At 43.6% G+C, this 23,344-nt stretch carries 22 protein-coding genes and 5 tRNA genes; 3 read left to right on the top strand and 24 right to left on the bottom strand.

Annotated elements, in window-relative coordinates; all coding sequences use genetic code 11:
• Window positions 1-36 precede the first annotated feature (36 nt).
• From QUF19_RS24470 to QUF19_RS24450, 5 genes are all read right to left on the bottom strand, one after another.
• Window positions 37-633 carry a DUF6162 family protein gene (locus QUF19_RS24470; RefSeq protein ID WP_286300574.1) on the bottom strand — a complete coding sequence of 199 codons (597 nt, stop codon included), beginning with the start codon at window positions 631-633 and terminating at the stop codon, window positions 37-39.
• Entirely contained in the window at window positions 630-965 is a 336-nt protein-coding gene (locus QUF19_RS24465; protein WP_017079279.1) for a hypothetical protein, read from the bottom strand. Before QUF19_RS24465 ends, QUF19_RS24470 begins: the two co-directional genes overlap by 4 nt.
• Window positions 966-1,081: 116 nt before the next feature.
• Window positions 1,082-1,918: a DUF4198 domain-containing protein gene (locus tag QUF19_RS24460; RefSeq protein WP_114635301.1), complete on the bottom strand. Its 837-nt coding sequence runs from the start codon at window positions 1,916-1,918 to the stop codon at window positions 1,082-1,084.
• Window positions 1,919-2,018: 100 nt separating this feature from the next.
• Entirely contained in the window at window positions 2,019-2,537 is a 519-nt protein-coding gene (locus QUF19_RS24455) for a DUF2271 domain-containing protein (RefSeq protein ID WP_061025159.1), read from the bottom strand.
• A 97-nt stretch (window positions 2,538-2,634) separates the two neighbouring features.
• Window positions 2,635-3,264 (bottom strand): PepSY-associated TM helix domain-containing protein, encoded by a 630-nt coding sequence (locus tag QUF19_RS24450; RefSeq protein WP_102548534.1) that lies wholly within the window; start codon window positions 3,262-3,264, stop codon window positions 2,635-2,637.
• Window positions 3,265-3,641: 377 nt separating this feature from the next.
• Here QUF19_RS24450 and QUF19_RS24445 point away from each other — a divergent pair, with 377 nt between their 5' ends.
• Complete coding sequence (locus QUF19_RS24445; protein ID WP_286300563.1) at window positions 3,642-3,965, top strand: hypothetical protein; 324 nt, start codon at window positions 3,642-3,644, stop codon at window positions 3,963-3,965.
• 162 nt (window positions 3,966-4,127) lie between these two features.
• On the opposite strand, the gene QUF19_RS24440 is transcribed toward QUF19_RS24445, so the two are convergent.
• From QUF19_RS24440 to QUF19_RS24410, 7 genes are all read right to left on the bottom strand, one after another.
• A complete protein-coding gene (locus QUF19_RS24440; RefSeq protein WP_286300561.1) occupies window positions 4,128-5,306 on the bottom strand; it encodes a tetratricopeptide repeat protein in 1,179 nt (392 codons plus the stop codon).
• Window positions 5,303-5,923 (bottom strand): energy transducer TonB, encoded by a 621-nt coding sequence (locus tag QUF19_RS24435; protein ID WP_286300560.1) that lies wholly within the window; start codon window positions 5,921-5,923, stop codon window positions 5,303-5,305. Before QUF19_RS24435 ends, QUF19_RS24440 begins: the two co-directional genes overlap by 4 nt.
• A 19-nt stretch (window positions 5,924-5,942) precedes the next feature.
• Window positions 5,943-6,347, bottom strand: coding sequence for an ExbD/TolR family protein (locus QUF19_RS24430; protein ID WP_004731145.1), 405 nt, complete (start codon window positions 6,345-6,347; stop codon window positions 5,943-5,945).
• Window positions 6,344-6,904, bottom strand: coding sequence for a MotA/TolQ/ExbB proton channel family protein (locus QUF19_RS24425; protein ID WP_004731144.1), 561 nt, complete (start codon window positions 6,902-6,904; stop codon window positions 6,344-6,346). Before QUF19_RS24425 ends, QUF19_RS24430 begins: the two co-directional genes overlap by 4 nt.
• Entirely contained in the window at window positions 6,904-8,280 is a 1,377-nt protein-coding gene (locus tag QUF19_RS24420) for a MotA/TolQ/ExbB proton channel family protein (protein WP_286300524.1), read from the bottom strand. The genes QUF19_RS24425 and QUF19_RS24420 overlap by 1 nt, the downstream gene beginning before the upstream one ends.
• On the bottom strand, window positions 8,280-9,047 hold the full coding sequence (locus QUF19_RS24415; protein ID WP_286300523.1) for a DUF3450 domain-containing protein: 768 nt from the start codon (window positions 9,045-9,047) through the stop codon (window positions 8,280-8,282). The genes QUF19_RS24420 and QUF19_RS24415 overlap by 1 nt, the downstream gene beginning before the upstream one ends.
• A 178-nt stretch (window positions 9,048-9,225) precedes the next feature.
• Window positions 9,226-11,322 carry a TonB-dependent siderophore receptor gene (locus tag QUF19_RS24410; RefSeq protein ID WP_286300522.1) on the bottom strand — a complete coding sequence of 699 codons (2,097 nt, stop codon included), beginning with the start codon at window positions 11,320-11,322 and terminating at the stop codon, window positions 9,226-9,228.
• Between the two features lie 556 nt (window positions 11,323-11,878).
• On the opposite strand from QUF19_RS24410, the gene QUF19_RS24405 reads away from it, so the two are divergent.
• On the top strand, window positions 11,879-13,183 hold the full coding sequence (locus QUF19_RS24405; protein ID WP_192890903.1) for a dicarboxylate/amino acid:cation symporter: 1,305 nt from the start codon (window positions 11,879-11,881) through the stop codon (window positions 13,181-13,183).
• A gap of 249 nt (window positions 13,184-13,432) precedes the next feature.
• On the opposite strand, the gene QUF19_RS24400 is transcribed toward QUF19_RS24405, so the two are convergent.
• The 3 genes from QUF19_RS24400 to QUF19_RS24390 form a co-directional block, all read right to left on the bottom strand.
• The gene (locus QUF19_RS24400) at window positions 13,433-14,818 is read right to left on the bottom strand and encodes a sensor histidine kinase (RefSeq protein WP_286300521.1); all 1,386 of its coding nucleotides are present in this window, start codon (window positions 14,816-14,818) and stop codon (window positions 13,433-13,435) included.
• Window positions 14,815-15,480 carry a response regulator transcription factor gene (locus QUF19_RS24395; RefSeq protein WP_017104767.1) on the bottom strand — a complete coding sequence of 222 codons (666 nt, stop codon included), beginning with the start codon at window positions 15,478-15,480 and terminating at the stop codon, window positions 14,815-14,817. Before QUF19_RS24395 ends, QUF19_RS24400 begins: the two co-directional genes overlap by 4 nt.
• An 80-nt stretch (window positions 15,481-15,560) precedes the next feature.
• The gene (locus QUF19_RS24390) at window positions 15,561-16,034 is read right to left on the bottom strand and encodes a LabA-like NYN domain-containing protein (protein ID WP_017076007.1); all 474 of its coding nucleotides are present in this window, start codon (window positions 16,032-16,034) and stop codon (window positions 15,561-15,563) included.
• Window positions 16,035-16,209: 175 nt separating this feature from the next.
• On the opposite strand from QUF19_RS24390, the gene QUF19_RS24385 reads away from it, so the two are divergent.
• Complete coding sequence (locus QUF19_RS24385) at window positions 16,210-16,761, top strand: DUF4174 domain-containing protein (RefSeq protein WP_286300520.1); 552 nt, start codon at window positions 16,210-16,212, stop codon at window positions 16,759-16,761.
• A gap of 130 nt (window positions 16,762-16,891) precedes the next feature.
• On the opposite strand, the gene cobA is transcribed toward QUF19_RS24385, so the two are convergent.
• The 9 genes from cobA to QUF19_RS24340 all read right to left on the bottom strand — a co-directional run bounded on the left by cobA (window position 16,892) and on the right by QUF19_RS24340 (window position 23,131).
• Entirely contained in the window at window positions 16,892-17,662 is a 771-nt protein-coding gene (cobA, locus tag QUF19_RS24380; RefSeq protein WP_286300519.1) for a uroporphyrinogen-III C-methyltransferase, read from the bottom strand.
• 277 nt (window positions 17,663-17,939) lie between these two features.
• Window positions 17,940-18,755 carry a formate/nitrite transporter family protein gene (locus QUF19_RS24375; RefSeq protein ID WP_017109568.1) on the bottom strand — a complete coding sequence of 272 codons (816 nt, stop codon included), beginning with the start codon at window positions 18,753-18,755 and terminating at the stop codon, window positions 17,940-17,942.
• A gap of 123 nt (window positions 18,756-18,878) precedes the next feature.
• Window positions 18,879-19,202, bottom strand: a complete 324-nt coding sequence (gene nirD, locus QUF19_RS24370) for a nitrite reductase small subunit NirD (protein ID WP_004731122.1) — start codon at window positions 19,200-19,202, stop codon at window positions 18,879-18,881.
• Between the two features lie 15 nt (window positions 19,203-19,217).
• A complete protein-coding gene (gene nirB, locus QUF19_RS24365; RefSeq protein ID WP_286300516.1) occupies window positions 19,218-21,776 on the bottom strand; it encodes a nitrite reductase large subunit NirB in 2,559 nt (852 codons plus the stop codon).
• Between the two features lie 684 nt (window positions 21,777-22,460).
• A tRNA-Cys gene (locus QUF19_RS24360) sits at window positions 22,461-22,534 on the bottom strand.
• A 66-nt stretch (window positions 22,535-22,600) separates the two neighbouring features.
• A tRNA-Leu gene (locus tag QUF19_RS24355) sits at window positions 22,601-22,687 on the bottom strand.
• 80 nt (window positions 22,688-22,767) lie between these two features.
• Window positions 22,768-22,843 (bottom strand) — tRNA-Gly (locus QUF19_RS24350).
• Window positions 22,844-22,887: 44 nt separating this feature from the next.
• A tRNA-Cys gene (locus tag QUF19_RS24345) sits at window positions 22,888-22,961 on the bottom strand.
• A gap of 83 nt (window positions 22,962-23,044) precedes the next feature.
• Window positions 23,045-23,131 (bottom strand) — tRNA-Leu (locus tag QUF19_RS24340).
• Window positions 23,132-23,344 lie beyond the last annotated feature (213 nt).

The following is a 23,344-nucleotide window of genomic DNA, read 5'->3' as shown; positions in this document are numbered from 1 at the left end:
TTATTTTTGGACATTTTGTTTTTCGAGAATCTCGAGTTAATGAGAAGAAGCATCATGCTGATCAGCAACTTCTGACTTATTCACCACCAATTTCCAACCAGTAGACTCAAGCTTGTGTTGGTCAAAAGTAGCTGGCTGTTTCGCTACCCCACCAAAGAAAATCCAGATTTCAGGAGAAACGCTGTTCGCGTTTAAAATAAAGGAATCAGCAAAGCCATGATCGCTTTGTGCAGCATATTCACTTGATGTAGCTTGTTCACTTGGTGTAGAAAAGTAGTAACCGCGCTCGTCCAATAGCCAAGCATGAGAACCTTTGCGCTTCCAACTCTGGTCTTCAACAAATGGCGCGACCCATTCATCCTTAAGTGACACCACACTTGGCCATTCGCCGTCTGAGTCCATACGCAGGTCACGAATCTCTTCATGCGCTAAACGCAGCTCTGACAACATTGCCAAGTTTTCTTGTTCAACATCGGTTACCAGAATTTGATGATCAAGTACCGCTTTCACATGAGATTCTGCTTGATGAAATGGGATCGCGACCGTGGCAAAGCTCAGGATGAATACAATGATCAGCCCTACCCATTTACCTTCTCTGCCGCCCGTGTCAGCACGTACGCCTTGAATCATCATTTTTCGCTGATCTCAACAACGTCAACTTCAACAGGAAACTCATGGCCTGAATCGAATACAAGGTAGAACTCAGTGTCAGGATTTGGGAATTCAACGATAGAACGCTTATCTGTCATCTCTTTTGCAATCAAGTTGTCTTCGTAATCGTACATCTCAACCGCGTAATCAATCGCTTTACTGCCATCAGAGTAACCCGCTTCACACGCCACGGTTTTGCCTTCAAACCAGCAACTCATCAGTGGAAAGTGTGCTTGCGCAGGTAATGCAGCGAAACCAAGTCCCAAAGCCAAGCATGGAGTGATTATCGATTTTAGTTTTGTTTTTATTGTCATGGTTCGTACCCTAGCCACAGTGCAATTTCTCAGAAGTAAACTGAGCGATAAAGGGCTCAAATGAGCCCTTAAGTTTTTTGATTGCTGAATCAGGGATCTAGCCCCGATATCACAGGTTATTGAAGCAATGCTTCGAACGTTAGGTGAACGTTAGCGCTTGCTTTGTCTGCCAGTGGGTTGTCAATCAATTCACCTTTGTAGTTCGCTTTCATTACGTAACGACCCGCTACGTCTGGAGTAAACGTAATTTCACCGTTCTCATTACTCACAACATCAATCTGCTCTTGGTGGTTGCGGTAAAGTGTGCCTTCACGAGTGATTTCCGCTTTTACGTCTTTCTGGATTTCACCGTTGTAGAAGAATTGGAATGTCACTGGTTCGCCTTCAATGATGTCTGAAGGATGCGTTACTGGCTTCATTTCAAGTAGCTTGCCTTCAATTTTGAAGACTGAATCCGATGGTTTGCCCACTGTGATGTAGCTTTCTGCACGAGTGAAGCTGATTTGTGTTACCACGTCACGCGACTTTTCAGGAAGAACTGAATCACGTTCCGCTTTGTTTGCTTTGATCCATTTCACTGTGTCACGACGACCCGCTTTGTATTGCGTGTAGTAAGAAGGCTCATTGTTGATCGCAACTTTGTGCGTACCTTCTTCTTCGAAGTAGAAATCAAAAATTGAACGACGTTTACCGCGAATCACAAAGTTAGGACGCTCGCTGCGACCATCTGGCATGATGACATGTGCGTTTTCACTGCCTGCTGGCTTATCGAAAACGAACGTACCGTGAGATGCAGTAACGTCAAACGTTAGCCAGTCACCACCTTCTTTAGACACAGTAAAGTGAGACGGCAAGATCCAACGTGGGTGAGCTTGTGCCGTTGTCGTTGCAGCTAAGCCAAATGCCATCACACCCGCTAGTGCAAGTGCCTTAATTTTTGTCTGTTTCATCATGTTAAATTCCATTATTTATAATTGTTAGTCGTGTTGCTCTATCTGAGCCTACGATGACCACTGTCTATTCTGTTCAGCTTGGTTTTACTGTTCGCACTTACTATTTAGCGATGTAGTTCAGGGTAATTTCACCTGTCTCTTCCGTTGCTTTTAATTCGTAAGATGCGTTTGAATCTGTAAGTGATACTTTTTGGCGAAGGTAGTTACGGCCACCGTGCTCGCGAACCACTTCGATATGAACCGTGTACTCGCCTTGTTCTAGAGTTTGGCCATCATCGCTCTTACCATCCCAAACAAAACGGTATTGGCCAGCAGGACGCGTTGCAGAGGTCACTGCATCAACCAATTCACGATCGTAACGTCCAACCTTTCTCCACCAGCTACGTAAATCTTTAAGCCATTCATCTTTGCCGACCCAAAGCTCAATGGTTTTCACTGACTTTCGTTCGCTGTTCTCTACCCATACCGCCACATAAGGACGTGCATACATAGAGGTATCGATTTTTGGAAGCTTAAAGTTCACATCAAGTTTTGCCGTATCAGGGATCGCTTGTGCCATACCTAGGCTTGGCAAAAGAGATAAAGCAAGAAGCGCCTTGCTCCAGTTCATTTTTTTCATGTTTAACAACCTTTTAAATCCGTTTAACCTTTAGTTCGTTCTTCAAGCTGATTCACTAAACTGACTCATCAGCCTAATTCATCAAGCTAACGAGGGGTTAAGGCACGGCGACAAAATAGATAGCAAGTGAGATTGCAGACCCAAACACCGTCCATTTGATGGAGGTATTGAGCGTTTTTTTCTTAGGTAACAGTAAGCACACGCCAGTAAGTACAAAGAAGATCATCAGTAGCGCAGTGATATCGATGAACCATTTCCAAACTTCACCGCTGTTACGACCTTTGTGTAGATCGTTCAACAACGCGATAACGCCGTAATTGGTGGTTTCGACTTCCACCATTTCAGACGCCACGTCAACGAACACAGAGGCGTTGTAACCAGGGCCTTTGAAGTCCATAGACACTTCGCCGATGAGCAACTCACCGTCTTCAATCTCTGCGTAGATATCTAAACCTGAAGGAACGCCCGATAGGTTGGCTTCTTCAAACAGAAACGTTTCAAAGGCCGTTTCATCAGCTTTTAATCGCCCGTCTTGGATTGAAAATAAACTTGTAGGAAGCGTTAACGTAGACCGTTGAATATTGGGTTGGGTTGATTCAAATAACTCAGGTCGATTAAGGGTGATACCTGTCACTGAGAAGAAAAGAACCACGAACAGAAGCGCCATTGAAATATAAACATGAAGTCGACGAGCCCATGATTGAACCGCCCTACTTTTTAACGACATACAAACCAATACCTATAAATTTCATGGCGACAATTTAGTTGATAATCATTCGTATTGGCATTCAATTTACATTGTTTACGTTTGCCGAGCAGCGTAAGGAAATTTACATAACATTACATGGGAAGTAATCGAACTGTTTGCATATTCTTGCTAACTTGTACTAGAGGTGATTGATAAGTTGTATTTGAGCTAATTGATAACAGGCTCAAACCTCAAAGAATCTCAATCTCAACATACTTGATTGAGGTTGGTTTAAGGTAGGAATCGTGGCCTTAACGATTGAAAATTGGGACTATTCGTCGGCAGGTACGGTTTACCAAAAAGTACGATCTACAACCGACGAGAAGAGAGCCAAACAAGCTTAAAGGGATTTTGACATGCGTATTATTGTTGTTTCGGCTTTTGCTGCGCTAGCAACAGCGTGCAGTAGCCAGATGGCCAGCACAGAAGAACATATCCAGAAGTATATCGGTTCAGACATAACCGATGTACAAGAGCACTATCTCACCGAACGCTCACGCCCTGTTAGTTTTTGGGCATCTAGAAACTATGCCTGGGCAGAAACGAAGAAACCATTAGATAATGGTTATACTTTGCATGCCTTTAAGAACCCTTATCGTGACTGCACCATTAACTGGATAGCTGACACCAGCGGTGTGATTCAAAGTGCTACGCCAAGTGGGATGATGTGCGATCCGTAATCGATCCAACGAGTAAAACTAGACCCACTCTAGCCGACTGAATTATGAAACAAGTTACGAGACGAAATTACGAGACAAATTAAAAAGGGTGTCATTTGAACGATCAAATGACACCCTTTTCTCTATATTACTTTCTCTTGTCTTCTGTTGTGCTATTAGCCGTTAGACGTTTCCGTTATCACTGACTGTTCGTAGCTGAGTCAGATATTTAATCCAACCTTTTGCTTCAGAAGAAGGTTCAATGTTGTTCGCACGTTTCGCTTGAGCAAGCGCGTTATCAAGGTTCTTTAGCTTGTACCATGAACGTACTTTCGCCAATGCAACGTCGGCTTGTTTGTTTTTGTCTTTCACTTTGTCTAAAACAACCAGCGCTCTGTCGTAATAACCTTGCTGAACCAATAACTGAGCCACGTTCCAATGATATTGAGTGTCTTTTTTAGACGCTAACGTCCACACTTCAATGGCACTGTCCCACTCTTTCGCTAGCTGCCAGTAAGTTGCTTGCTCCGCCAGAAGTTGAACATCGCTGTTCGCATCATCTAATTTTGCGATTTCTTGAGCAGCACGCTCTGGAATACCTCGTTTCGCATACAATTGAGCAAGCAGCCTACGGTCTGAGTTTTTCAGCTCAACACCTTGTAGATCAGCCAGCGCTAACGTGTTCAATGCATCGCGGTTACGTTCTAGTCTTAACTGAATACCTACAAGTTGACGCCACCAGTTGTCTTTTTCTGGTTGAAGTTCGATAAGGCTTTCCAGTGTTGGAATAGATTGCTTCCACTGCTTTAACTGTAGTTGTGCACCCAGTTTTAGCGATAGAGGAGACAACTCTGGTTTTGAATTGAACTTGTCATGATTACCAATGGCTACTAGTACTTTCGACCAGTTTTCAATTTGGTATTCAGCTTGTGCAATTCGCATCCAAAGCGTGTCTTTCTTTTCTGTCTCTGGCGCAGATTTTACTAACTCATAATAGTGCGGAAGCGCTTCTGCAAACTGCTGATCGTTTAGTAATAGATCAGCAAGCATGCGCTTGGTTATCCAAGCTTGCTCATCCACCAGTAAATTACTGTCGACCGCATAAGTAAGCTGCTTAATTGCCGTGTCGGTTTTACCATCTTGCCAGTAAAACACGCCAAGCATACGCGCTACGTACGCTTTATCGTAGCCTTTCGAAAGCTCCAAGCCTGCAAGTACGTCAATCGCCTGTTTAACCTGTTCATCTTGAGCAAGCTTATGCGCCTTTTGAACACGAATAGCAGTATATTGAGTTAGCTCTTTTGCTTGTGTTGTAAGGGGCATTAACAACAAGCCCACTAATATCCATATCTGTTTCATCATTTTGCCAACTTAAACTCTAGTTTCACGGTTTGACCAACCTGAGCTATCGCTTTTCCATCCACGACTTTCGGTTGATATTTCCATTTTTTAAGTGCTCTTATCGCTTCACGTTCAAACATACGACGTGGGTTCGCGTCAGTGACTTGAATATCAATTGGGCGTCCCGTTTCATCGATGGTAAAAGACATAATGACATGCCCTTCAGCACCACGCTTAAGCGCTTTTGCTGGGTAACGAGGTTCTACTCGATACAAAGGCATTGCCTGTTGGTTTGATCCAAAATCAGAAAATGTCGGCGCGTTAATCGCTAGGCCATCAACCGAAGTATTCAAATCCAATGAAGGCAGTGAAGACATCGAGTTCAGAGGCGTGACTTCAGCTTGTGACTGAGACGTTTGCGCTTCTGGTGGCGGCTCTGGCATTTCTGGCTGTTCAGGAACTGCGCGTTGTCTTCTCTGGACTTCTTGTTCAGCTTCAACCATTACCATGTTGAAACTTAACGTCTCACTGTTGTCTGGTGAACGCTGGTGGCCATTATCAACCATCCAAGCCATGAAAGAAAACAGCGCTAAACCCAATGCACCCGCTAATGGTAAAGCAAGAAATAGGCGAATCATTTATGAAGATCCTCCAAGATCATCGCTTTTCAGCAGCAAGCGCAATGTTTTTAACACCCGCCCCTTTAGCGGCGTCCATCACTTTAACAACGGTTCCGTTGTAAGCGTGTTCATCCGCTTGAATGACCAAAGAAGCATCAGGTTGTTCTAGCAATAAATGCTCTAACGTCGCTTGAACACGTTCAACATCAACAACACGTTTATCGATGAAGATGTCATTCGCAGAAGTAATCGCAACAAAGATGCCCGCATCTTTTTGGCTTACTACGTTAGACGCTTGTGGGCGATTCACCTCCACCCCTGATTCACGAACAAATGAACTGGTCACAATAAAGAAAATAAGCATGATAAATACGATATCAAGCATCGAAGTAAGGTCTATTTGAGCCTCTTCGTTTTTAGAATGACGTCGACCGAGTCTCATCGTTGACTCCTTAAAGATTTTTCTAATTTTAATTCTAAACGGTTACACACTTTCGCTAAGCGTGCATGAACAAACATGCCCGCTAAAGCAGCAACCATACCTGCCATTGTAGGCAGTGTTGCTAACGAGATACCTGAAGCCATCAATTTGGGGTCACTGCTTCCTTGAGTCGCCATGACATCAAAAACAGAGATCATACCGGTAACGGTACCTAACAAGCCCAACATCGGACATATTGCGACTAACAGCTTAATAAAATTCAAGTTTTGGTTAAGTAAGATACTCGCTTGCCCCAACCAACCTTCACGAATGGCTTTAGCATGCCAAGAAGAGTGATCTTCTCTTTCATGCCACTTTGTAATCCAAGCTTGGCGTTGTTTTGGAAAGTAGAATGCAAGATAAAGCACGCGCTCTACCACAAGCACCCAATACACTAGGACAACAGCCGCTAGCCACCACAGGACGAAACCGCCCTGCTCCATAAAGCTTGATAAAGACAGCAGCCAGTCACTCGTTAACCAACTCGCTGGTAATAGAGAACCCGACAAAATATCCATTACGCAGCAGTCCCAACTGGTGAAACAACAGCTTTTGATTCAACTGTCTTTTCTGCCTGCTCAGCAACAAGGCCAATGCCCTGCTTCTCAAGAATATTGCGAATGTTCTCTGACTGAGTGCTAAGGATGTTGTGTGCTAATAGCAGTGGCATTGCAGCAACCAGGCCAAGTACGGTTGTTACAAGCGCCATTGAAATACCACCCGCCATGACTTTAGGGTCGCCATTACCAAACTGTGTGATCACTTGGAATGTTTCGATCATGCCGGTTACTGTGCCCAACAAGCCAAGCATTGGTGCAAGTGCTGCTAGCAGTTTGAGCATCGATAAACCTTTCTCTAAGTGAGTCTGTTCATCAACAACCGCTTCTAAAAGTCGTAGCTCTAGTGCTTCAACCGTTTGGTTTTGCTCTTTTCTGTAAACTGCAAGAACACGGCCTAGAGGGTTGTCGCCTGCTTGCTCAGGATTCTTAAGTTGTGCGCGAATTTTTTGACGAGCGATAGCGAGAGAAATACCACGAACCAATGCGATGATTAAGCCAATAGCCAGTAAACCAAGAATCACTTTACCAACAACACCACCAGCTTGAAGGCGATCAGTTAAACTTGGTTCCAAAGCCAATTGTTCTAGCATGAATCCACGTGAGGGATCGACGACGACATTAGATACTTCGCCATCCACAAGTGAAGAAAGCGATGCCATCGTTGGGCCATTTGATGGTTGCTTCAAGTAAACAATCGCATCTTGGTGCTTGGAGTCCCACCATACGTAACCTGGTTCTGCAACCAAACCAATAGAACCTAGGCGATAAACTTCAGCACTTTCAGTGATTCCCTCATCATTAATAAGAGAAACGGTCGATTTGCTTATCTCTGAGCTCGCTTGGATTTGCTCCATCATGCTTAGCCAAAGGCCTGTTAATTGTGGCATCGATGGCAATGATTTAGCATCTACAATGTCATAAACAGTTTCAGTGTAAGCAGCTCGATCGACATTAGTGACAGTGTCAGATAATTCATGATCGAGATCTTTCGCATTTTGTCTAACAACACCAAACAACTCACCTAAGCTGCCTGTCTCTAAGCGTAGTTTTTCTTCTAAACGAGCCAGTTTATTTTCGTTATCACTAAAGGTTTGAGTAAGAACGTCTGTCGCGTTTTGAACAGATGTACGTTTCGCTTCAAGCTGTGCTTTGATCGCTTTGAGTTCTTGTTCTGTCTTTTTGAAATCTGCTTCACGGACAACATTGTGGGAAGCTTGAGTACGATTTTCTGATTTTGCTTTATTAACTAACTGAGCAGTCGTATCAGAAGCTGAGAAAGCAGAAAATGAAATTGAAGTAATACAAAGCAATGCTGCTAATGGCTTTAAGTTCATTACTTAACCTCCGCAACAGTTAAAGAAACAGGTAAAGTAATCAAACTAGGTGACGCTTGCTTGTTAGCAATATCGAAGGCTTTATCAAGCTCAGATTTCATCGAAGAATCAAGTTCTTGCCATTGCGAACTATTTTGGTCCCAAGACCAATATTGAGTGCCGTTTAAGTTACGTGCGACCAGTGAAATACGTCCAAGGTGTAAAACATCAACTTCAAGTACTTTGTCATTACTTATCTCAACACGGCTAGCGTAAGAACTGAGCTTGATACCGTAATCCACTTCAATTTGATACGCCTCTAGAATTCGGCGATATTTTTCAGCGTCACTGACATCAGCGCGCGTCATCGTCGCTCTTAACTTTTCTACGCGATTCAGGCGACTCTGTCTTTTGAACGGAAGATCGTTTTCAATGGTTGCTTGAAGGCCGTCGATCATCTTGTACATCAAAGGCACAACGCCTTGACGTGTCAGTTTAATTTCGTCGATTTGCGCTAGGTAGCTTTCAGACTCTTTATCTTGGCTATCTACTAATGCGGCAAGATGGTCATGATAGATTTCTAGGTTTTTAACTTCTTCTTGCAGACGCTCAATCTCAGCTTGCAGCATTAAAGTCGCTTGTGAGCTTTTATCAATAACCTTTTGGCTCGAAGCCGACGCGTTATTGGTCTTGTTTTGAATTGATTGAGCTTGATCCAAGCTGTTTGCCATCGAAGACGTTGCAACCAAACTGATCGCAAGTGCTAGGCTAGTTTTTAAAAGATTCATAATTGTAGTCATTTACTATAAGAAGAAGGTCAAATGAATTTTATTGATAAGCAGTCTCATTATCATTAAAAGTCACTCACATTACTAGGGATATTTTACGAAATAGCAGAATCACGAAAGGGGAAAGCCGAAACTTTCCCCTTAGTATTTATGCTAGTAATAGTACCCTACTAACAAATTAGTATTTCACCTGTAAAGTCGCCATGTAGTTACGGCCTTCGCCAATTACTACGTCTTCTGCAAACTGGTGACTTGAAGAAGTTGAACCACCACCCGCTAGGTATTCTTTATCAAATACGTTCTCTACTGTTAGGCGAGCAACGAAGTCTAGAGAGTCATCGTACTTAAGTGTGTATGCTGCACCCATATCGACACGAGCATAGCCATCTTTCTTGAACGTGTTCGCACTATCACCATAGCGAGAACCTTCGTAGATAAGACCAAGGTTTACATCAACCTCATTGGTTGCTGCGTAAGTAGACCAAACGCTTGCTGCAAACTCAGGCACATCAACTGGACGGTTACCTTCATACGTTTCATGGTTCGTGATTTCTGCATCTAAGTACATTGCAGAACCAGACATAGAGAATTTTTCAGAGATAAAGCCTTGCGCGGCTAACTCAGCACCACGGTGAACTTGTTCGCCACCTTGTGTTTTCGTCCAATCGCCTGATGAAGTGTCTTCTACATCCATCGAGATATTTTCTTGAGTAATATCAAATACCGCACCTGAAACGAATAGACGCTCGTCCATCAGTTCCCACTTAGTACCGACTTCGTAAGATACACCTGTCGCAGCATCAAGAAGTTCGCCATCGTTGGTGTAATTTCGGCTACCGCTAGAAACAACACCTTGTGGTTCAAAGCTTTCAGAGTAAGAAGCGTAAATACTACCGTTTGATGCTGGGTGGTAAATCACGCCAAGCTTAGGTGCTACGTTTTCTTCTGCAACGCCTTCACTTACTTTACGGTCGAAACGAGCGCCCGCAAGAACTTGCCATTCGTCATTGATAGTAATCAGATCTTGAATGTAGAAACCCCAAGTATCGTAAGTACTCATCTTACCTAACGATGTTGGACCCACTGACGGTGCTGGTACCGTTGCATCTGGTGCGTATTCGCCGCTGCTGAAACGATCCATACCACGGTAATAGCTGTAACCTAACCAGTTAGCGCCGAATAGTAGTTGGTGCTCTGTGCCCGCAAGATCTGCAGTTGTTGTTAGATCGACGTAAGCCGTTCTAAAACGCCATTTGTCATGACGGTAATTGCCGCCTTGAGTCACAGTACCCGTTCCATCAGGGTTCATATTAGAAAAGCTTGGGTAGCTTTCCATATCAATACGTTCGAAATCTTGGTAGTTGAAACCTGTTTTTACTGACCATGTATCAGTTAGGTTAGCGGCAATATCAAAACCTACGTTCTCAACATCGTTTTCAATCTGTGACCATTGTGCATCCCAGATGTGCTTGTCGCTACCAACTAAGTTGCCGTCTAGTGTGTATAGTGCACCAGAATCTACGCTACCTTCGTCGTTAGTCTTGTCGTAGTGAACAGAAACCGTTACGTCTTCAGTTACATCGTAATCAACGAAGACACCACCAACAAAACGCTCTGTTTGTGGTTCAGTACCATCACCGTATGTTCTCCAAGATCCGTAGCTTTCTTTAGATAGAATTGCGCGGCCGCGTAAAGTTTCGTCATCGTTTAATGCGCCACTTACATCTAGAGTCGTGCGAGTGTGATCATTAGAGCCGATGTCTTGGCTAAGGCTTACTTGTGTATCGTAAGTTGGCTTCTTGCTTACCATGTTGATCAAACCACCTGGTGCAGAAATACCGTAAAGAAGGCCTGATGGACCTTTAAGTACTTCAACACGCTCTAGAAGTTCGATTGGTTGGCGGTAATGAGACCAATGTTGTTGGCCATTCTTTAGGAAACCTGAAGAACTCTCTACAGAGAAGCCACGCAGAGAAAAACGCTCACGGTTACGGCTTGTACCACCAGCACTTACACTCGCGTCATTCTTAAGAACGTCACCTAACGTTGTTGCACGCTGTTCATCGATGACTTTTTCATCGATTACTGAAACTTGTCCCGGAGTCTCTAATTGAGTCGCCTCCATGCGCATTGCTGTTGTGTTTGTGTCGGCCTTGTAACCGTAGTCACGACCTTCAACAACCATGTGCTCGTCTGTTTTTACTGTTTCTGCCAATACTGCTGGTGAAGCTAATACTGCGCCGATCACTAAAGCCAATGGGCTCTTTGAAAACATGTCCTTTACTCCGCTTTATTCTTTTATTCGAACACTTTTTATTTATTCGATGTGCTCGTTGAACCGTTTCCGGTACCACTGAATCATTTCGGGAGAGAATATAAGTGATAATTATTACCATTTGCATTAAATTTACATTCTTTGCATTCGTAAAGTTTTGTAAAGGCCTGCCGACAAGTCGTTTCTTGAAATTCATTAAAGCCAATTTAATACAGACAGTTAACGCGTATTTACGTCAAAAAGTAATTATCTGAGTCAAATCTTTTGAAACAGCGATATTGGTTCGGTCAATTTAAGAAGGGAGGATTGATAAGAAAACTGTCTTATCTTATTTACTACCTTTGAAACGACGGATTTATGTATAAAACCCTCGATAAATGTAAATGAATGGTGAATAATTTTGTTTTCATTTGTTTAATTTACACAATTATCAGTGATTGTGATCACATCTATAATTTCAAACTCATTTTTTGTTTTTCGATTTGATTAACCGACTGCTAATCTCCCGCTCACTTTGAAAAGGTATCAAAGTTATAAATAATAAGGAGTGTTCTAAATGAATACCAAGAAACCTATGTCTCTAACTGGTCGAGTTATCCTCGGTATGGTAGTGGGCATATTGACGGGATTTGCCATTCAATCCCTTTTTGCAGACAACGGATTTGTTAACAACTACATCGTTAATGGACTCTTTGAAGTAGGCGGACAGATTTTTGTCGCCAGTTTGAAAATGCTTGTTGTGCCTCTAGTCTTCGTTTCACTAGTGTGCGGTACGAGCTCTCTTAAAGATTTATCAACTCTTGGCCGTATGGGTGGCAAAACGCTTGCACTTTATATCGGTACTACAGCCGTTGCTATCACTCTAGCACTTACTATCGGTAACCTGTTCCAACCTGGAGCTGGTGCGGATCTTACTGCTGCGAGCTCTTTCAAATCAGCTGATGCCCCTTCTTTGGGCCAAGTAATCATCGACATGTTTCCAACCAACCCTATTCAGGCGATGGCTGAGGGCAAAACGCTGCAAGTTATCGTATTTGCTGTTTTGTTTGGTATTGCAATCAGTGCAGCGGGTAAACCTGGCGAGCGTATCGCAGCGGTTTTCTCTGACTTGAACGAAGTGATCATGAAGCTTGTTGCTCTTCTGATGAACCTTGCGCCTTACGGTGTGTTCTTCTTGATGGCGAAGCTGTTTTCTGGCCTTGGTTTAGGCGCAATTTGGAACCTAGCTGAATACTTCTTAGTGCTTGCGGGTACCCTACTTCTACACGGTTTGGTTACCTACAGTGCGATGCTTAAAGGATTCACAGGCCTAAGCCCGATTACGTTCTTACGTAAGATGGAAGACGCAATCATGTTTGCGTTTTCAACTGCTTCTTCGAACGCAACGATTCCAGTAACAATGGAAACGGCTAAAAACCGCATGGGCGTAGACAACAAAGTCGCTTCGTTCACAGTACCACTAGGTGCAACAGTGAACATGGACGGCACTGCTATCATGCAAGGTGTTGCGACTGCGTTTATCGCACAAGCTTACAACATCGACCTGACTATGGGTGATTACCTAATGGTTATCCTAACAGCGACATTGGCGTCTGTTGGTACTGCAGGTGTTCCAGGTGTTGGTCTTGTTATGCTAGCGATGGTATTGAACCAAGTTGGTCTACCGCTTGAAGGTATTGCCCTAATCATGGGTGTTGACCGCCTTCTTGATATGATTCGTACCGCTGTAAACATCACAGGTGATAGTGCCGTAACTATCATCGTTGCTAAGTCTGAAGGTTCTCTTGATGAGTCTCGCTTCAATGACCCGGCAGCTGGTGAGAAAGAAGAAGAAGTTAAGCTAGCACGCCAACAGGCATAATCTAGCTTCTCTGTCGCTCTTACCTTCAAGCTGAGGCGTAATTAATGGCTATGCCTTAGCTGATAATGAAAAGCGTATAAACAAAAACGCCACTGCATCTGCAGTGGCGTTTTTTTTTGGCGATGTTTCTAAGCTTTATTTATTAGCTATATTTATTAGTTATATTTCTTAGCTATATTTCTAAGCAATGTTTCTCAGCACGCTTTCAGCCATCGTTATCTATGGAGCACGACAGGTAACAGCAGGAATCTAATCGATGATTGGGAACATAAGATTCACTCTAAGCCCCCCACCGTCTCTATTCTCAGCAGTAACCTGTCCATTCATCACACCCATCGCTTCTTTAACAATCGCAAGGCCTAGGCCATAGCCACCAGACTGTTTATCGCGTGCTGACTCTATGCGAGTAAATGGGTCGAATATACCTGCAATCTTGTTATCAGGAATGCCATCACCGTCATCCTCCACAGAAATGACACTGTAACGTTTTTCTGTTAACAATTCGTAAGTCGTCACGACCACATGAGCATTCTCACCTGCGTATTTAATTGCGTTACCAACCAAATTGCCAATCACTCTGAGAAGTAACCTCTCATCAACATGAACCATTGATGTCGGCGTCTCTAAATCGCCCACTAAGGTTTGATTTGGCTTTAAGTCGTTTTGCATCTGCGCAATGAGCATCGAACAATAATGCTCAAGATGCATCAAGCTTAACTTGGAGTCATAACGAGACGTTTCTAGGCGGCTGAATTCAAGGATTTCCCCCACCAGCTTATTCATCTCTTCCGTTTCGCTTTCCATTCGCTCAAGCAAGCTAATGCTCTTCTCATCCACCTTACTTCGCAAAAGGTGCAAGGCGAGGTTCTGTCTTGCTAGTGGCGTTCTAAGCTCATGAGAGACATCACGAATCAAACGACGCTGCTTTTCAGCCAGAGACTTAATCTCTCCCGTCATATGATCAAAATCATGAGCAAGTTCGTTGAATTCACGCGTCGTCGAATCGAGCTCAGAAACAACACTCACCGAGAAGTCTCCTTGCGCTAATCTTCGACTCGCCTCCCTTAAACGATCCAGAGGTTGCTGAAGACTTTTCGCCATAATAATGGAGAACAGCGACAAGACGACCAATGCAATCAAGGCTTTCAACATATAGGAGTATGGTGCAAAAGATTTAGCAGGATGAAACTGGTGCGGCAGTTGAATCACTAACGTATTGCCATTATTCAGTGGCAAGCCGAATATAGGCTTACTGACACGATCGCTCAGCTGATGATCTAAGGTACGCAGGTACTTGAGTTTGAATTCAAAGTGCGGATGCATGTGTCGATGGGTAATGGGTCGATTGTTTTCATCAATAACAAACAGGTAGTAGCCTTGAGCATTACCCCAATCGGCTAACTCATCCATGTCCCCTTCCTCAATCAGCACATTAGCTTGATAAGCAAGGTCGAGCATTTCAGCTTTAACGGATTCAGGTACCTTCAACAAGGCTTTCATCAACGCTCTTTCCGCGACACCTTGAAGAATTAATATGCTTACCAGAATCACCGTCAGGTAGCTGAATAACTGGAAAGTTAAACCATCCTTACGCTTGGCAATAAAATCAGGGCAACGCAGCAGTTTTTGGCTCATACCCCTACCGACTCTAGGTAACTATAACCTTTACCACGAACGGTTTTGATGTGTTGCTTAGACAAGCCCGCTTGAACAAGCTTTCGTCGTATATTGCTGATATGCATATCTAAATTGCGATCAAAGGGACAAAGCTCTTTCTTCAAGACATGGATTTGCAGGTCAGATTTAGATACGACAATCCCGTCGTTTTTGACCAAATAATCAAGCAGATCTTTTTCAGTGCCGGTTAACGGTAAACGAGAGAGTTGTTCACACAAACCATGGTTAGATGAAGCTAAAGACTGTCTCTGACGCTCAAAACCAACGCGGCGCAAGATCACCTTAATGCGGGTCAGCAGTTCTGGAACGTTAAAAGGTTTGGCGATGTATTGGTCCGCACCCGCTTGATATCCGTCGAGCATCGAGGCATCGTCGTTCAGGGCAGTTAGCATAAGAATTGGAGTGGCAAATCGCTGGCAAATTCGCCTAGCAACTTGAATACCGCTGAGGTTAGGTAGCATTACATCGAGTAAGACTAAATCAACAGGGTGAGACTGAATGAACTCAAGAGCAGACTCACCACAATGAACGGTATCAACGTGATACCCTTCATTTTCTAAGACTTCGCCCAACAATTCACATAACTGAATATCATCATCAACAACTAAAACGCGCGACATCATACAAACCGATAAATAATAATAGTTTGCATTCTAATTATCGTTATTATTGATTTCAATTATAAAATACGAGATTTCTCCTAAAGTAAGAAATCTTTTTCAATCGGTACAAATTTTGACGCAGAATCGATAAGATTTTGAGCAGTTAACCCCGGAACACCATACACTTCAACGGGCTTACCAAAACGCTCCTTGATTCGCTCAACAAGGATTTCAAAATCGCCATCGCCCGATACCAAAACAATCTTATCAACCGTCTCAGCAAGCTCTATCGCATCTAACGCGATACCGACATCCCAATCCCCTTTCGCGCTGCCATCTCGACGCTGAATAAACGGTTTTAACTTCACATTAAAGCCAACGCCTCGGAGGATATGGTGGAATTGACGCTGTTTGGGATCTTGGCTAGAGATCGCGTAAGCATTGGCTGCAACCACGTTACGCCCTTCCGTGGCAACATACCAAAACTGGTTATAGTCGAAGTTAGAACGGTATTTGTCGCGCGTTGTATAGTAAACGTTCTGAACGTCGACCAAAATTGCTATGTTTTCCATAAATTCATACCTTTAGATTTTCCGTATACCCTATTCTATTCAACTCTAAAATGCGAGCCGCTTTCTTTAATAAAAATGAACTCATTAGCTATGCTTAACGTAGCTATTCTTAGCTTAACGTAATTGTTATTAACTTTATTCAGAGCTTGTTTGAGTTTATCAAGGAAGGTGGAACATGCAGTACCGACAAATAATCAGATCATGCTTTGGCAGCGACACCAAAGGGTCAGTGTTGCCTCGTTGCTGTGCAGCATTAGCCAAAGCATTATCCAAATCACTGAAAACTCTATTAACAAGCGCGGTTATGTTTATGATTCTGTCAGTCAACTCGTTAAACGCCTACCCAGCCTATTCCCATTCCAAATTACTCCCCCATCGCAGTGTGATCTATTTCGCACCGACGGAAGACTCTGTCGTGAAAGCGTTTCTCAATGAAGTACTGATAAATAACTGTCAATTGGACGAACGTGATGTGGTCGTAATGGTAATAGCAGAAAGCGGCTACACCGTACCGACATGGCTTGATGAAGAGTTTAATCTAGAGGCAGTAACCAGCACCTATGAGATACAGAAAGGGTCGCATACCGCTGTTTTAATTGGTAAAGACGGGCAAGAGAAGCACAGATGGAGCGGAAAAACAGACTGGAACCTGATCACTAACCTGATCGATCAAATGCCGATGCGTAAACAAGAAATGCAGCGACAAGGCAGCCGCTGCAGTATTTGATATTCAGATTGAAGTAAGACGCAGTTTGGTAAACTAAAGCTGTTCGTTCTTTCCAACACTGTTTGATAAACCAACGCTATTTAATAAGACAGCGTTACTTGATAAGAAAGAGCTACTCAATAACAGAAAGCTACTTGTTAAACCAAGCAAGCTTTTCATGCAACTGGGCAACGCTACCGACAACGATAAGTGCAGGGCTTTTTGCGACACTCGCAAGATTGGCTAGGTCACTCAATCCACCACGGAACACTTTCTGTTCTTGGCGCGTACCATTTTCAATAATCGCAACGGGCATGTCTGCTCGCATACCGTTATCAAGCAAGTTCTTCTGTATGTTCGGGCTCTCTTTCAGACCCATGTAAAACACAATCGTGTGGTTGTGTTGAGCAAGCGAACGCCAATCAATATCTTCACCGTCTTTCTTTAGATGACCCGTAATGAATTGAACGCTTTGTGCGTGATCTCGATGTGTAAGCGGAATACCCGCGTAAGCTGTTGCGCCTGCAGCTGCCGTGATACCGGGTACTACTTCAAACTTCACACCATTTTCAGCTAAAGTTTCACACTCTTCGCCACCACGACCAAAGATAAACGAGTCACCGCCTTTAAGACGAACAACATGCTTATTTTCTTGCGCTTTAGCCACGAGCAGTTGGTTGATCTGATCTTGTGGTACACAGTGATGGTCGAGCTTTTTCCCCACGTACAGCATTTCTGCATCGGAGTTAGCCATTGCTAATATATCTTTAGATACTAAGCGGTCATAAACGACCACATCAGCCTGTTGAATAACACGTGCCGCTTTTAGGGTAAGTAAGTCTGGGTCACCAGGGCCCGCTCCTACTAATGAAACCAATCCTTTGGTTACTTCTTTAACATTCGATGACGATACTTCTGACATGCTGTGCTCCGAAGGTTTGCTTGTTTTATCTCAAGCTTCAATCTATGTGATAAGTCACTGTATTCATGATGACTTATCCAAATCCTTAACCCTTAGACTATCAGGTGTTGAATTAAATATTCAGTCTAAATACTAACGAAGATAGAAGTAATTATAACAAAACAATCTATTGCAGGTATTTTGCGCAATGATATAAGGGCTTTCGAACTAAAAAAGCCCCAAACATGATGTTGGGGCTCTTAATCTCATACTAAATTACGTTTCACCGTATTCAGAATTATTTAGCACCTAGAGAAGGAGCAGTTCTAGCGTGTGTTAGGAACAAAGGAACACATGTTAAGAAAAGACCACCAACAATGTTACCTAGGATTGTAGGGATAAGGTTGAAGTTCAACCATGTCGCGATACCGAAATCAGCGCCTAGAATCATACCCAGTGGGAATAGGAACATGTTTACTACTGTATGCTCAAATACTAGTGCGAAGAAGATGAAGATTGGGAACCACATCATTGCTACACGACCAGACACAGTACGTGCTGTCATGTTACCAATCACGCCTAGACATACCATTAGATTACAGAAGATACCGCGTACGAAACACGTGATCCATCCGTCCATACCCATGTTTTCAAAACCTAAGCTACGAGCTGTAGAAACCGCAATGAACTTTTGTGCTACTGCGTTTGGATCTAAAGAGAAGTTACCCGTTAATGAGATAGCAACCAGTACCGCAACGATTAGAGAACCGATAAGGTTACCAAGGCCAACTATACCCCAACAACGTAGAACACGACCCCAAGTCACACCTGGGCGGTTATCGAATTTCGCTAAAGGAGCAAGGCCAAATACGCCCGTTACTAGGTCGTAGCCCATTACACTTAGAATGACGAAGCCCACTGGGAACACAAGAGCGCCAACAATACCAATGCCTGTTTGCACGATAGTCGTGATTGCCACAACTACAGCAAGAGAAAGAATGATACCTGCCATTGTGCTTCGAATCAGAAGATCACGAGTACTCGTTTTCGTTTTCGCTTCACCCACATCGATCATCGTTTGAACGAATTCAGCTGGTTTAAAATCAGGAGACATAAGGTTGTCCTTAAAAAGTTAAAATTAAAAGTTAAAATCGGATAGGAAAAGGCTCTAGTTGCCAAGCTAAGGCAATGTTGGGAACTAGAACCCTTGAACTATCAAATCTTGTTAAGTATTCGATTATGCTGAGATTTCAACAGCACCTTTGGTAATACGAGCTTTATACGCTTTCACGCTGAAGTTCTCGTCTTCCATGCACACCCCTGTTGCTAGGTTAAAGCGTTGCTTCTTAAGTGGGCTCGCCACCCAAAGCTCACCTTTGTGCTCAACCGTTAAACCGCGAGATAAAACGTTTGATTGGAAAAACGGGTCAGTATTACTAATAGCAAACACTTCTTCGGCTTTAGTTGGGCGGAAAATAGCAACTTGCTCACCACCAACCAATGCACAAACACCGGTACCTGGAATAATATCTTCGATCTTACAAACTTTGGTAAATGCCATGATGTCGTCTCCCAATTAAACCAGTTCAACGTGAAGGATGTCGCCCTTCGCTTCTGGGTGTTTTTCTGTAAATGTTGCTGGGCGGTGTTGTTCACGGCCATCGTTAACAAACACAACGTTTTCATCACGGTCATCAGCATTGATGAAGTGTGAGAAGCGCTTAAGTTGAGCTTCGTCGTTGATAGTGTCAGTCCACTCACAAGCAAAGTTACCCACTAGGCCAGCCACGTCAGCTTCAAGCTGGTCGTTGATGCCAAGTTTGTTATCAACAATCACTTCACGTAGGTAGTCAACGCCGCCTTCTAGGTTGTCCATCCATACCGAAGTACGTTGTAGTGGCGCAGCCGTGCGGATGTAGAACATCATGAAACGGTCGATGTATTTCAGCAGTGTTTCTTGGTCTAGGTCACTTGCCAGTAGGTCTGCGTGACGAGGCTTCATACCACCGTTACCACACACGTACATGTTCCAACCAGCGTCTGTTGCGATGATACCTAAATCTTTACCTTGAGCTTCAGCACACTCACGAGTACAACCCGAAACACCAAACTTCATCTTATGAGGAGTACGGATGCCTTTGTAACGGTTCTCGATCATCACGCCTAGGCCAACTGAATCTTGAACGCCGTAACGACACCAAGTTGAACCAACACATGTCTTAGCCATACGAAGTGCTTTTGCGTAAGCTTGACCCGTTTCGTAACCTGCAGCGATTAACTTCTTCCAGATTGCTGGTAAGTCATCTTTCTGAGCACCAAACAGACCGATACGTTGTGCACCTGTGATCTTCGTGTATAGATTGTATTCAGCCGCAACATCCGCAAGAACGCTAAGTGTTTGAGGTGTGACTTCACCACCCGCCATACGAGGGATAACTGAGTAAGTACCGTCTTTTTGGATGTTACCTAGGAAGTTATCGTTAGTATCGTGCAGTTTTACTAGCTCAGGCTTAAGGATGTGTTCACCCCAGCAAGAAGCAAGAATAGAACCTGCTAGTGGCTTACAGATTTCACAACCGTAACCTTTACCGTACTTCTCTAGTAACTCATCGAATGTTTTGATTTCTTCGATGCGGATTAGGTGGAAAAGTTCTTGGCGAGAGTAAGCAAAGTGCTCACAAACGTCGTTCTTCACTTCCACACCCGCTTTAGCAAGTTCAGCGTTTAGCACTGAAGTCACAAGAGGGATACAACCACCACAACCTGTGCCTGCGCCAGTGACGGCTTTGATATCACCAATGGTGTGGTGACCTTCAGCAACCGCTTGAGCGATCTTGCCTTTCGTTACATCGAAACAAGAACAGATAACAGCAGTTTCCGGTAAAGAATCCGCGCCAAGTGTTGGCTTCTCAGCACCCGCGTGAGCAGGAAGAATCAATGCATCTGGATGCTCTGGCAGGTCGATTTCATTCAGCATTAGCTGTAGAAGGTCGCCATAGTCAGATGTGTCACCGACCATTACGGCACCAAGCAGTTTCTTGTTATCTTCAGAAACGATGATGCGTTTGTAAACTTCAGACTCTTCGTTTTGGTAAACGTAGCTCTTACAGCCAGGTGTACGACCGTTTGCGTCACCGATAGAACCTACTTTCACGCCAAGAAGCTTCAACTTCGCAGACATGTCAGCACCTTCAAATGTGCTTTCGTTACCAACAACGTGGTCAACAGCAACGGTCGCCATTTTGTAACCAGGAGCAACAAGGCCGTAGAACGTTTGGTTCCAAGACGCACACTCACCGATTGCGTAAACATCTTTGTCTGTCGTTTGACAGTGGTCGTTAATCTCGATGCCGCCACGAGGTGCAATACCTAGGCCCATTTGACGAGCAAGTTTGTCTTGTGGGCGAATACCAGCAGAGAATACGATGAAATCAGTTTCTAGCTCAGTTCCGTCTGCAAAACGCATCACGTTACGAGCTTCAGTGCCTTCAGGAGCAATTTCTAGCGTGTTTTTGCTTGTATGAACGTTTACGCCCATACGTTCGATTTTTTGACGAAGTTGGTTGCCACCCGCTTGGTCAAGTTGCTCAGCCATTAGCTTAGGAGCGAACTCAACAACGTGTGTGGTTACGCCAAGTGCTTTAAGTGCGCCTGCCGCTTCAAGTCCAAGTAGACCACCACCAACAACAACACCAGACTTTGAGTTCTTAGCGGTTGCTTCAATCGCTTTCAAGTCTTCGATTGTGCGGTAAACGAAACAGTCTTTACCTTCGTGACCTTTGATTGGTGGAACGAATGGGAAAGAACCGGTTGCAAGAACAAGCTTGTCGTATTGAATTTCACGACCTGTGCTTGAGTAAACAGTCTTTTTCTCACGGTTAACGTTAATAGCACGTTCGCCGATGAGCATATTGATGCCGTGTTTCTCGTAGAAGCCTTCTTTAACTAAAGAAAGTTCGTCCGCAGTATGGTGTGAAAAATAAGAAGAAAGGTGTACACGGTCATAGGCTACGCGAGGCTCTTCACAGAACACCGTGATGTCCATGTTAGCAACATCTGTCTTCTCGACTAAATCTTCGATATAGCGATGGCCTACCATCCCGTTACCGATTACGACTAGCTTCATCTTGCTCATAAGAATTCCTGAAGGTTATATATTTCTTAACTGCACGAATAATGAATTATGAAAGAAAATGAAAATATGATGTAAATCAATTACGAAATCGAACCACCCAAAAGGGGTAGAACAAAAGAGGTAGATGTGGTCAATTTTGAGGCAAAGCAAACGAATAACCGTAGGTTTTATAGGGCTTAGAGGCGGTTTATATACAATTTCACGCACTACGAGGTGTGTTGTAATATTTCACAATAGACTAGCAACAACGTAAGTAAATGACAATCATTTTCATTTATAGACATAAGAAGTGTAAGAACTGATGAAAGCGTTACAGGTTCATGAGTAACTATGTATAAATGTGAAGAACTTAATGACTAAAACCACAGTCAGCTTACTCGTCGAACTGTCTGTTTTGTTCACAAACATCACACCTGATTAACAGTCAGCTGGCAGACTCGTAAATGGAAAGGTTTGATTTAAGTTTTATCTCAAAACCAACCCCCACTCCGATCCACGCATCCAGAGTTTTTAAACAGATAAGAGAGTAACAAAGCCATTAGACCGATTAGGAATTAAGGAATTAAGGAGCTTGAAATGTCTTTAGTAGACAGTAAACGTCAGCAGTTTCAAGGAATCGTGAGGATATGGAATTTCAGATAGTAAAAAGGCCAGCATTTCTGCTGGCCTTTCAACTTTGAATAGTGGAGGCGCCTCCCGGAGTCGAACCGAGGTCCACGGATTTGCAATCCGCTGCATAGCCACTCTGCCAAGGCGCCTTCAACAGTGTTTAAAGAGAACAACTCTGTTGAGCATTACCAAACAAAAGGTAACAATCAAATAGATGGTGCCCCGGGCCGGACTTGAACCGGCACAGCGCGAACGCCGAGGGATTTTAAATCCCTTGTGTCTACCAATTCCACCACCAGGGCACGCAATTCTTTATTGCGATGCCGATTACTGAAAAGTAAAACACCATCTTAATGTCAAAATAAATCAACATTACAAAATTTGGAGCGATACATCGGGTTCGAACCGATGACCTCAACCTTGGCAAGGTTGCGCTCTACCAACTGAGCTAGTATCGCAATTTCATTCTTCTAATTTCTCATTAATTAAATAAGAAAGAGAATGGAGGCGCCTCCCGGAGTCGAACCGAGGTCCACGGATTTGCAATCCGCTGCATAGCCACTCTGCCAAGGCGCCTTTATCAACATAAAAATATATTGAAGTGTTTAAAGAGAACCACTCTTTGTTCAACACTCTACTTAAAGTAGAAACTAGATAGATGGTGCCCCGGGCCGGACTTGAACCGGCACAGCGCGAACGCCGAGGGATTTTAAATCCCTTGTGTCTACCAATTCCACCACCAGGGCAACGCAATCATGCGATGCTGATTACTGAAGAGTAAAACACCATCTCTCTGCGACCTAAGCCGTGAGAACGAGGTGTACTTTAACGGATAGAAAAAATTCGTCAACAGTAAATTTTATCTTTCAATTCAAGTGATTAATTATCGAGCTCAAACGAATGAATTTAGTGCAGCTTGTACGGTTCTTATACGTAGATTTTGAGTTTGAGCTGGAATT

The sequence above is a fragment of the Vibrio sp. FE10 genome, assembly GCF_030297155.1.
GTDB classification, from domain to species: Bacteria; Pseudomonadota; Gammaproteobacteria; order Enterobacterales; family Vibrionaceae; genus Vibrio; species Vibrio apostichopi.
This window is presented reverse-complemented; position numbering and strand designations above follow the sequence as displayed.

Excerpts from the sequence above, each read along its gene's own strand:
- QUF19_RS24470 (WP_286300574.1), bottom strand. The coding sequence starts at position 633 with ATGATGATTCAAGGCGTACGTGCTGACACGGGCGGCAGAGAAGGTAAA.
- QUF19_RS24465 (WP_017079279.1), bottom strand. The coding sequence starts at position 965 with ATGACAATAAAAACAAAACTAAAATCGATAATCACTCCATGCTTGGCT.
- QUF19_RS24460 (WP_114635301.1), bottom strand. The coding sequence starts at position 1,918 with ATGATGAAACAGACAAAAATTAAGGCACTTGCACTAGCGGGTGTGATG.
- QUF19_RS24455 (WP_061025159.1), bottom strand. The coding sequence starts at position 2,537 with ATGAAAAAAATGAACTGGAGCAAGGCGCTTCTTGCTTTATCTCTTTTG.
- QUF19_RS24450 (WP_102548534.1), bottom strand. The coding sequence starts at position 3,264 with ATGTCGTTAAAAAGTAGGGCGGTTCAATCATGGGCTCGTCGACTTCAT.
- QUF19_RS24445 (WP_286300563.1), top strand. The coding sequence starts at position 3,642 with ATGCGTATTATTGTTGTTTCGGCTTTTGCTGCGCTAGCAACAGCGTGC.
- QUF19_RS24440 (WP_286300561.1), bottom strand. The coding sequence starts at position 5,306 with ATGATGAAACAGATATGGATATTAGTGGGCTTGTTGTTAATGCCCCTT.
- QUF19_RS24435 (WP_286300560.1), bottom strand. The coding sequence starts at position 5,923 with ATGATTCGCCTATTTCTTGCTTTACCATTAGCGGGTGCATTGGGTTTA.
- QUF19_RS24430 (WP_004731145.1), bottom strand. The coding sequence starts at position 6,347 with ATGAGACTCGGTCGACGTCATTCTAAAAACGAAGAGGCTCAAATAGAC.
- QUF19_RS24425 (WP_004731144.1), bottom strand. The coding sequence starts at position 6,904 with ATGGATATTTTGTCGGGTTCTCTATTACCAGCGAGTTGGTTAACGAGT.
- QUF19_RS24420 (WP_286300524.1), bottom strand. The coding sequence starts at position 8,280 with ATGAACTTAAAGCCATTAGCAGCATTGCTTTGTATTACTTCAATTTCA.
- QUF19_RS24415 (WP_286300523.1), bottom strand. The coding sequence starts at position 9,047 with ATGAATCTTTTAAAAACTAGCCTAGCACTTGCGATCAGTTTGGTTGCA.
- QUF19_RS24410 (WP_286300522.1), bottom strand. The coding sequence starts at position 11,322 with ATGTTTTCAAAGAGCCCATTGGCTTTAGTGATCGGCGCAGTATTAGCT.
- QUF19_RS24405 (WP_192890903.1), top strand. The coding sequence starts at position 11,879 with ATGAATACCAAGAAACCTATGTCTCTAACTGGTCGAGTTATCCTCGGT.
- QUF19_RS24400 (WP_286300521.1), bottom strand. The coding sequence starts at position 14,818 with ATGAGCCAAAAACTGCTGCGTTGCCCTGATTTTATTGCCAAGCGTAAG.
- QUF19_RS24395 (WP_017104767.1), bottom strand. The coding sequence starts at position 15,480 with ATGTCGCGCGTTTTAGTTGTTGATGATGATATTCAGTTATGTGAATTG.
- QUF19_RS24390 (WP_017076007.1), bottom strand. The coding sequence starts at position 16,034 with ATGGAAAACATAGCAATTTTGGTCGACGTTCAGAACGTTTACTATACA.
- QUF19_RS24385 (WP_286300520.1), top strand. The coding sequence starts at position 16,210 with ATGCAGTACCGACAAATAATCAGATCATGCTTTGGCAGCGACACCAAA.
- cobA (WP_286300519.1), bottom strand. The coding sequence starts at position 17,662 with ATGTCAGAAGTATCGTCATCGAATGTTAAAGAAGTAACCAAAGGATTG.
- QUF19_RS24375 (WP_017109568.1), bottom strand. The coding sequence starts at position 18,755 with ATGTCTCCTGATTTTAAACCAGCTGAATTCGTTCAAACGATGATCGAT.
- nirD (WP_004731122.1), bottom strand. The coding sequence starts at position 19,202 with ATGGCATTTACCAAAGTTTGTAAGATCGAAGATATTATTCCAGGTACC.
- nirB (WP_286300516.1), bottom strand. The coding sequence starts at position 21,776 with ATGAGCAAGATGAAGCTAGTCGTAATCGGTAACGGGATGGTAGGCCAT.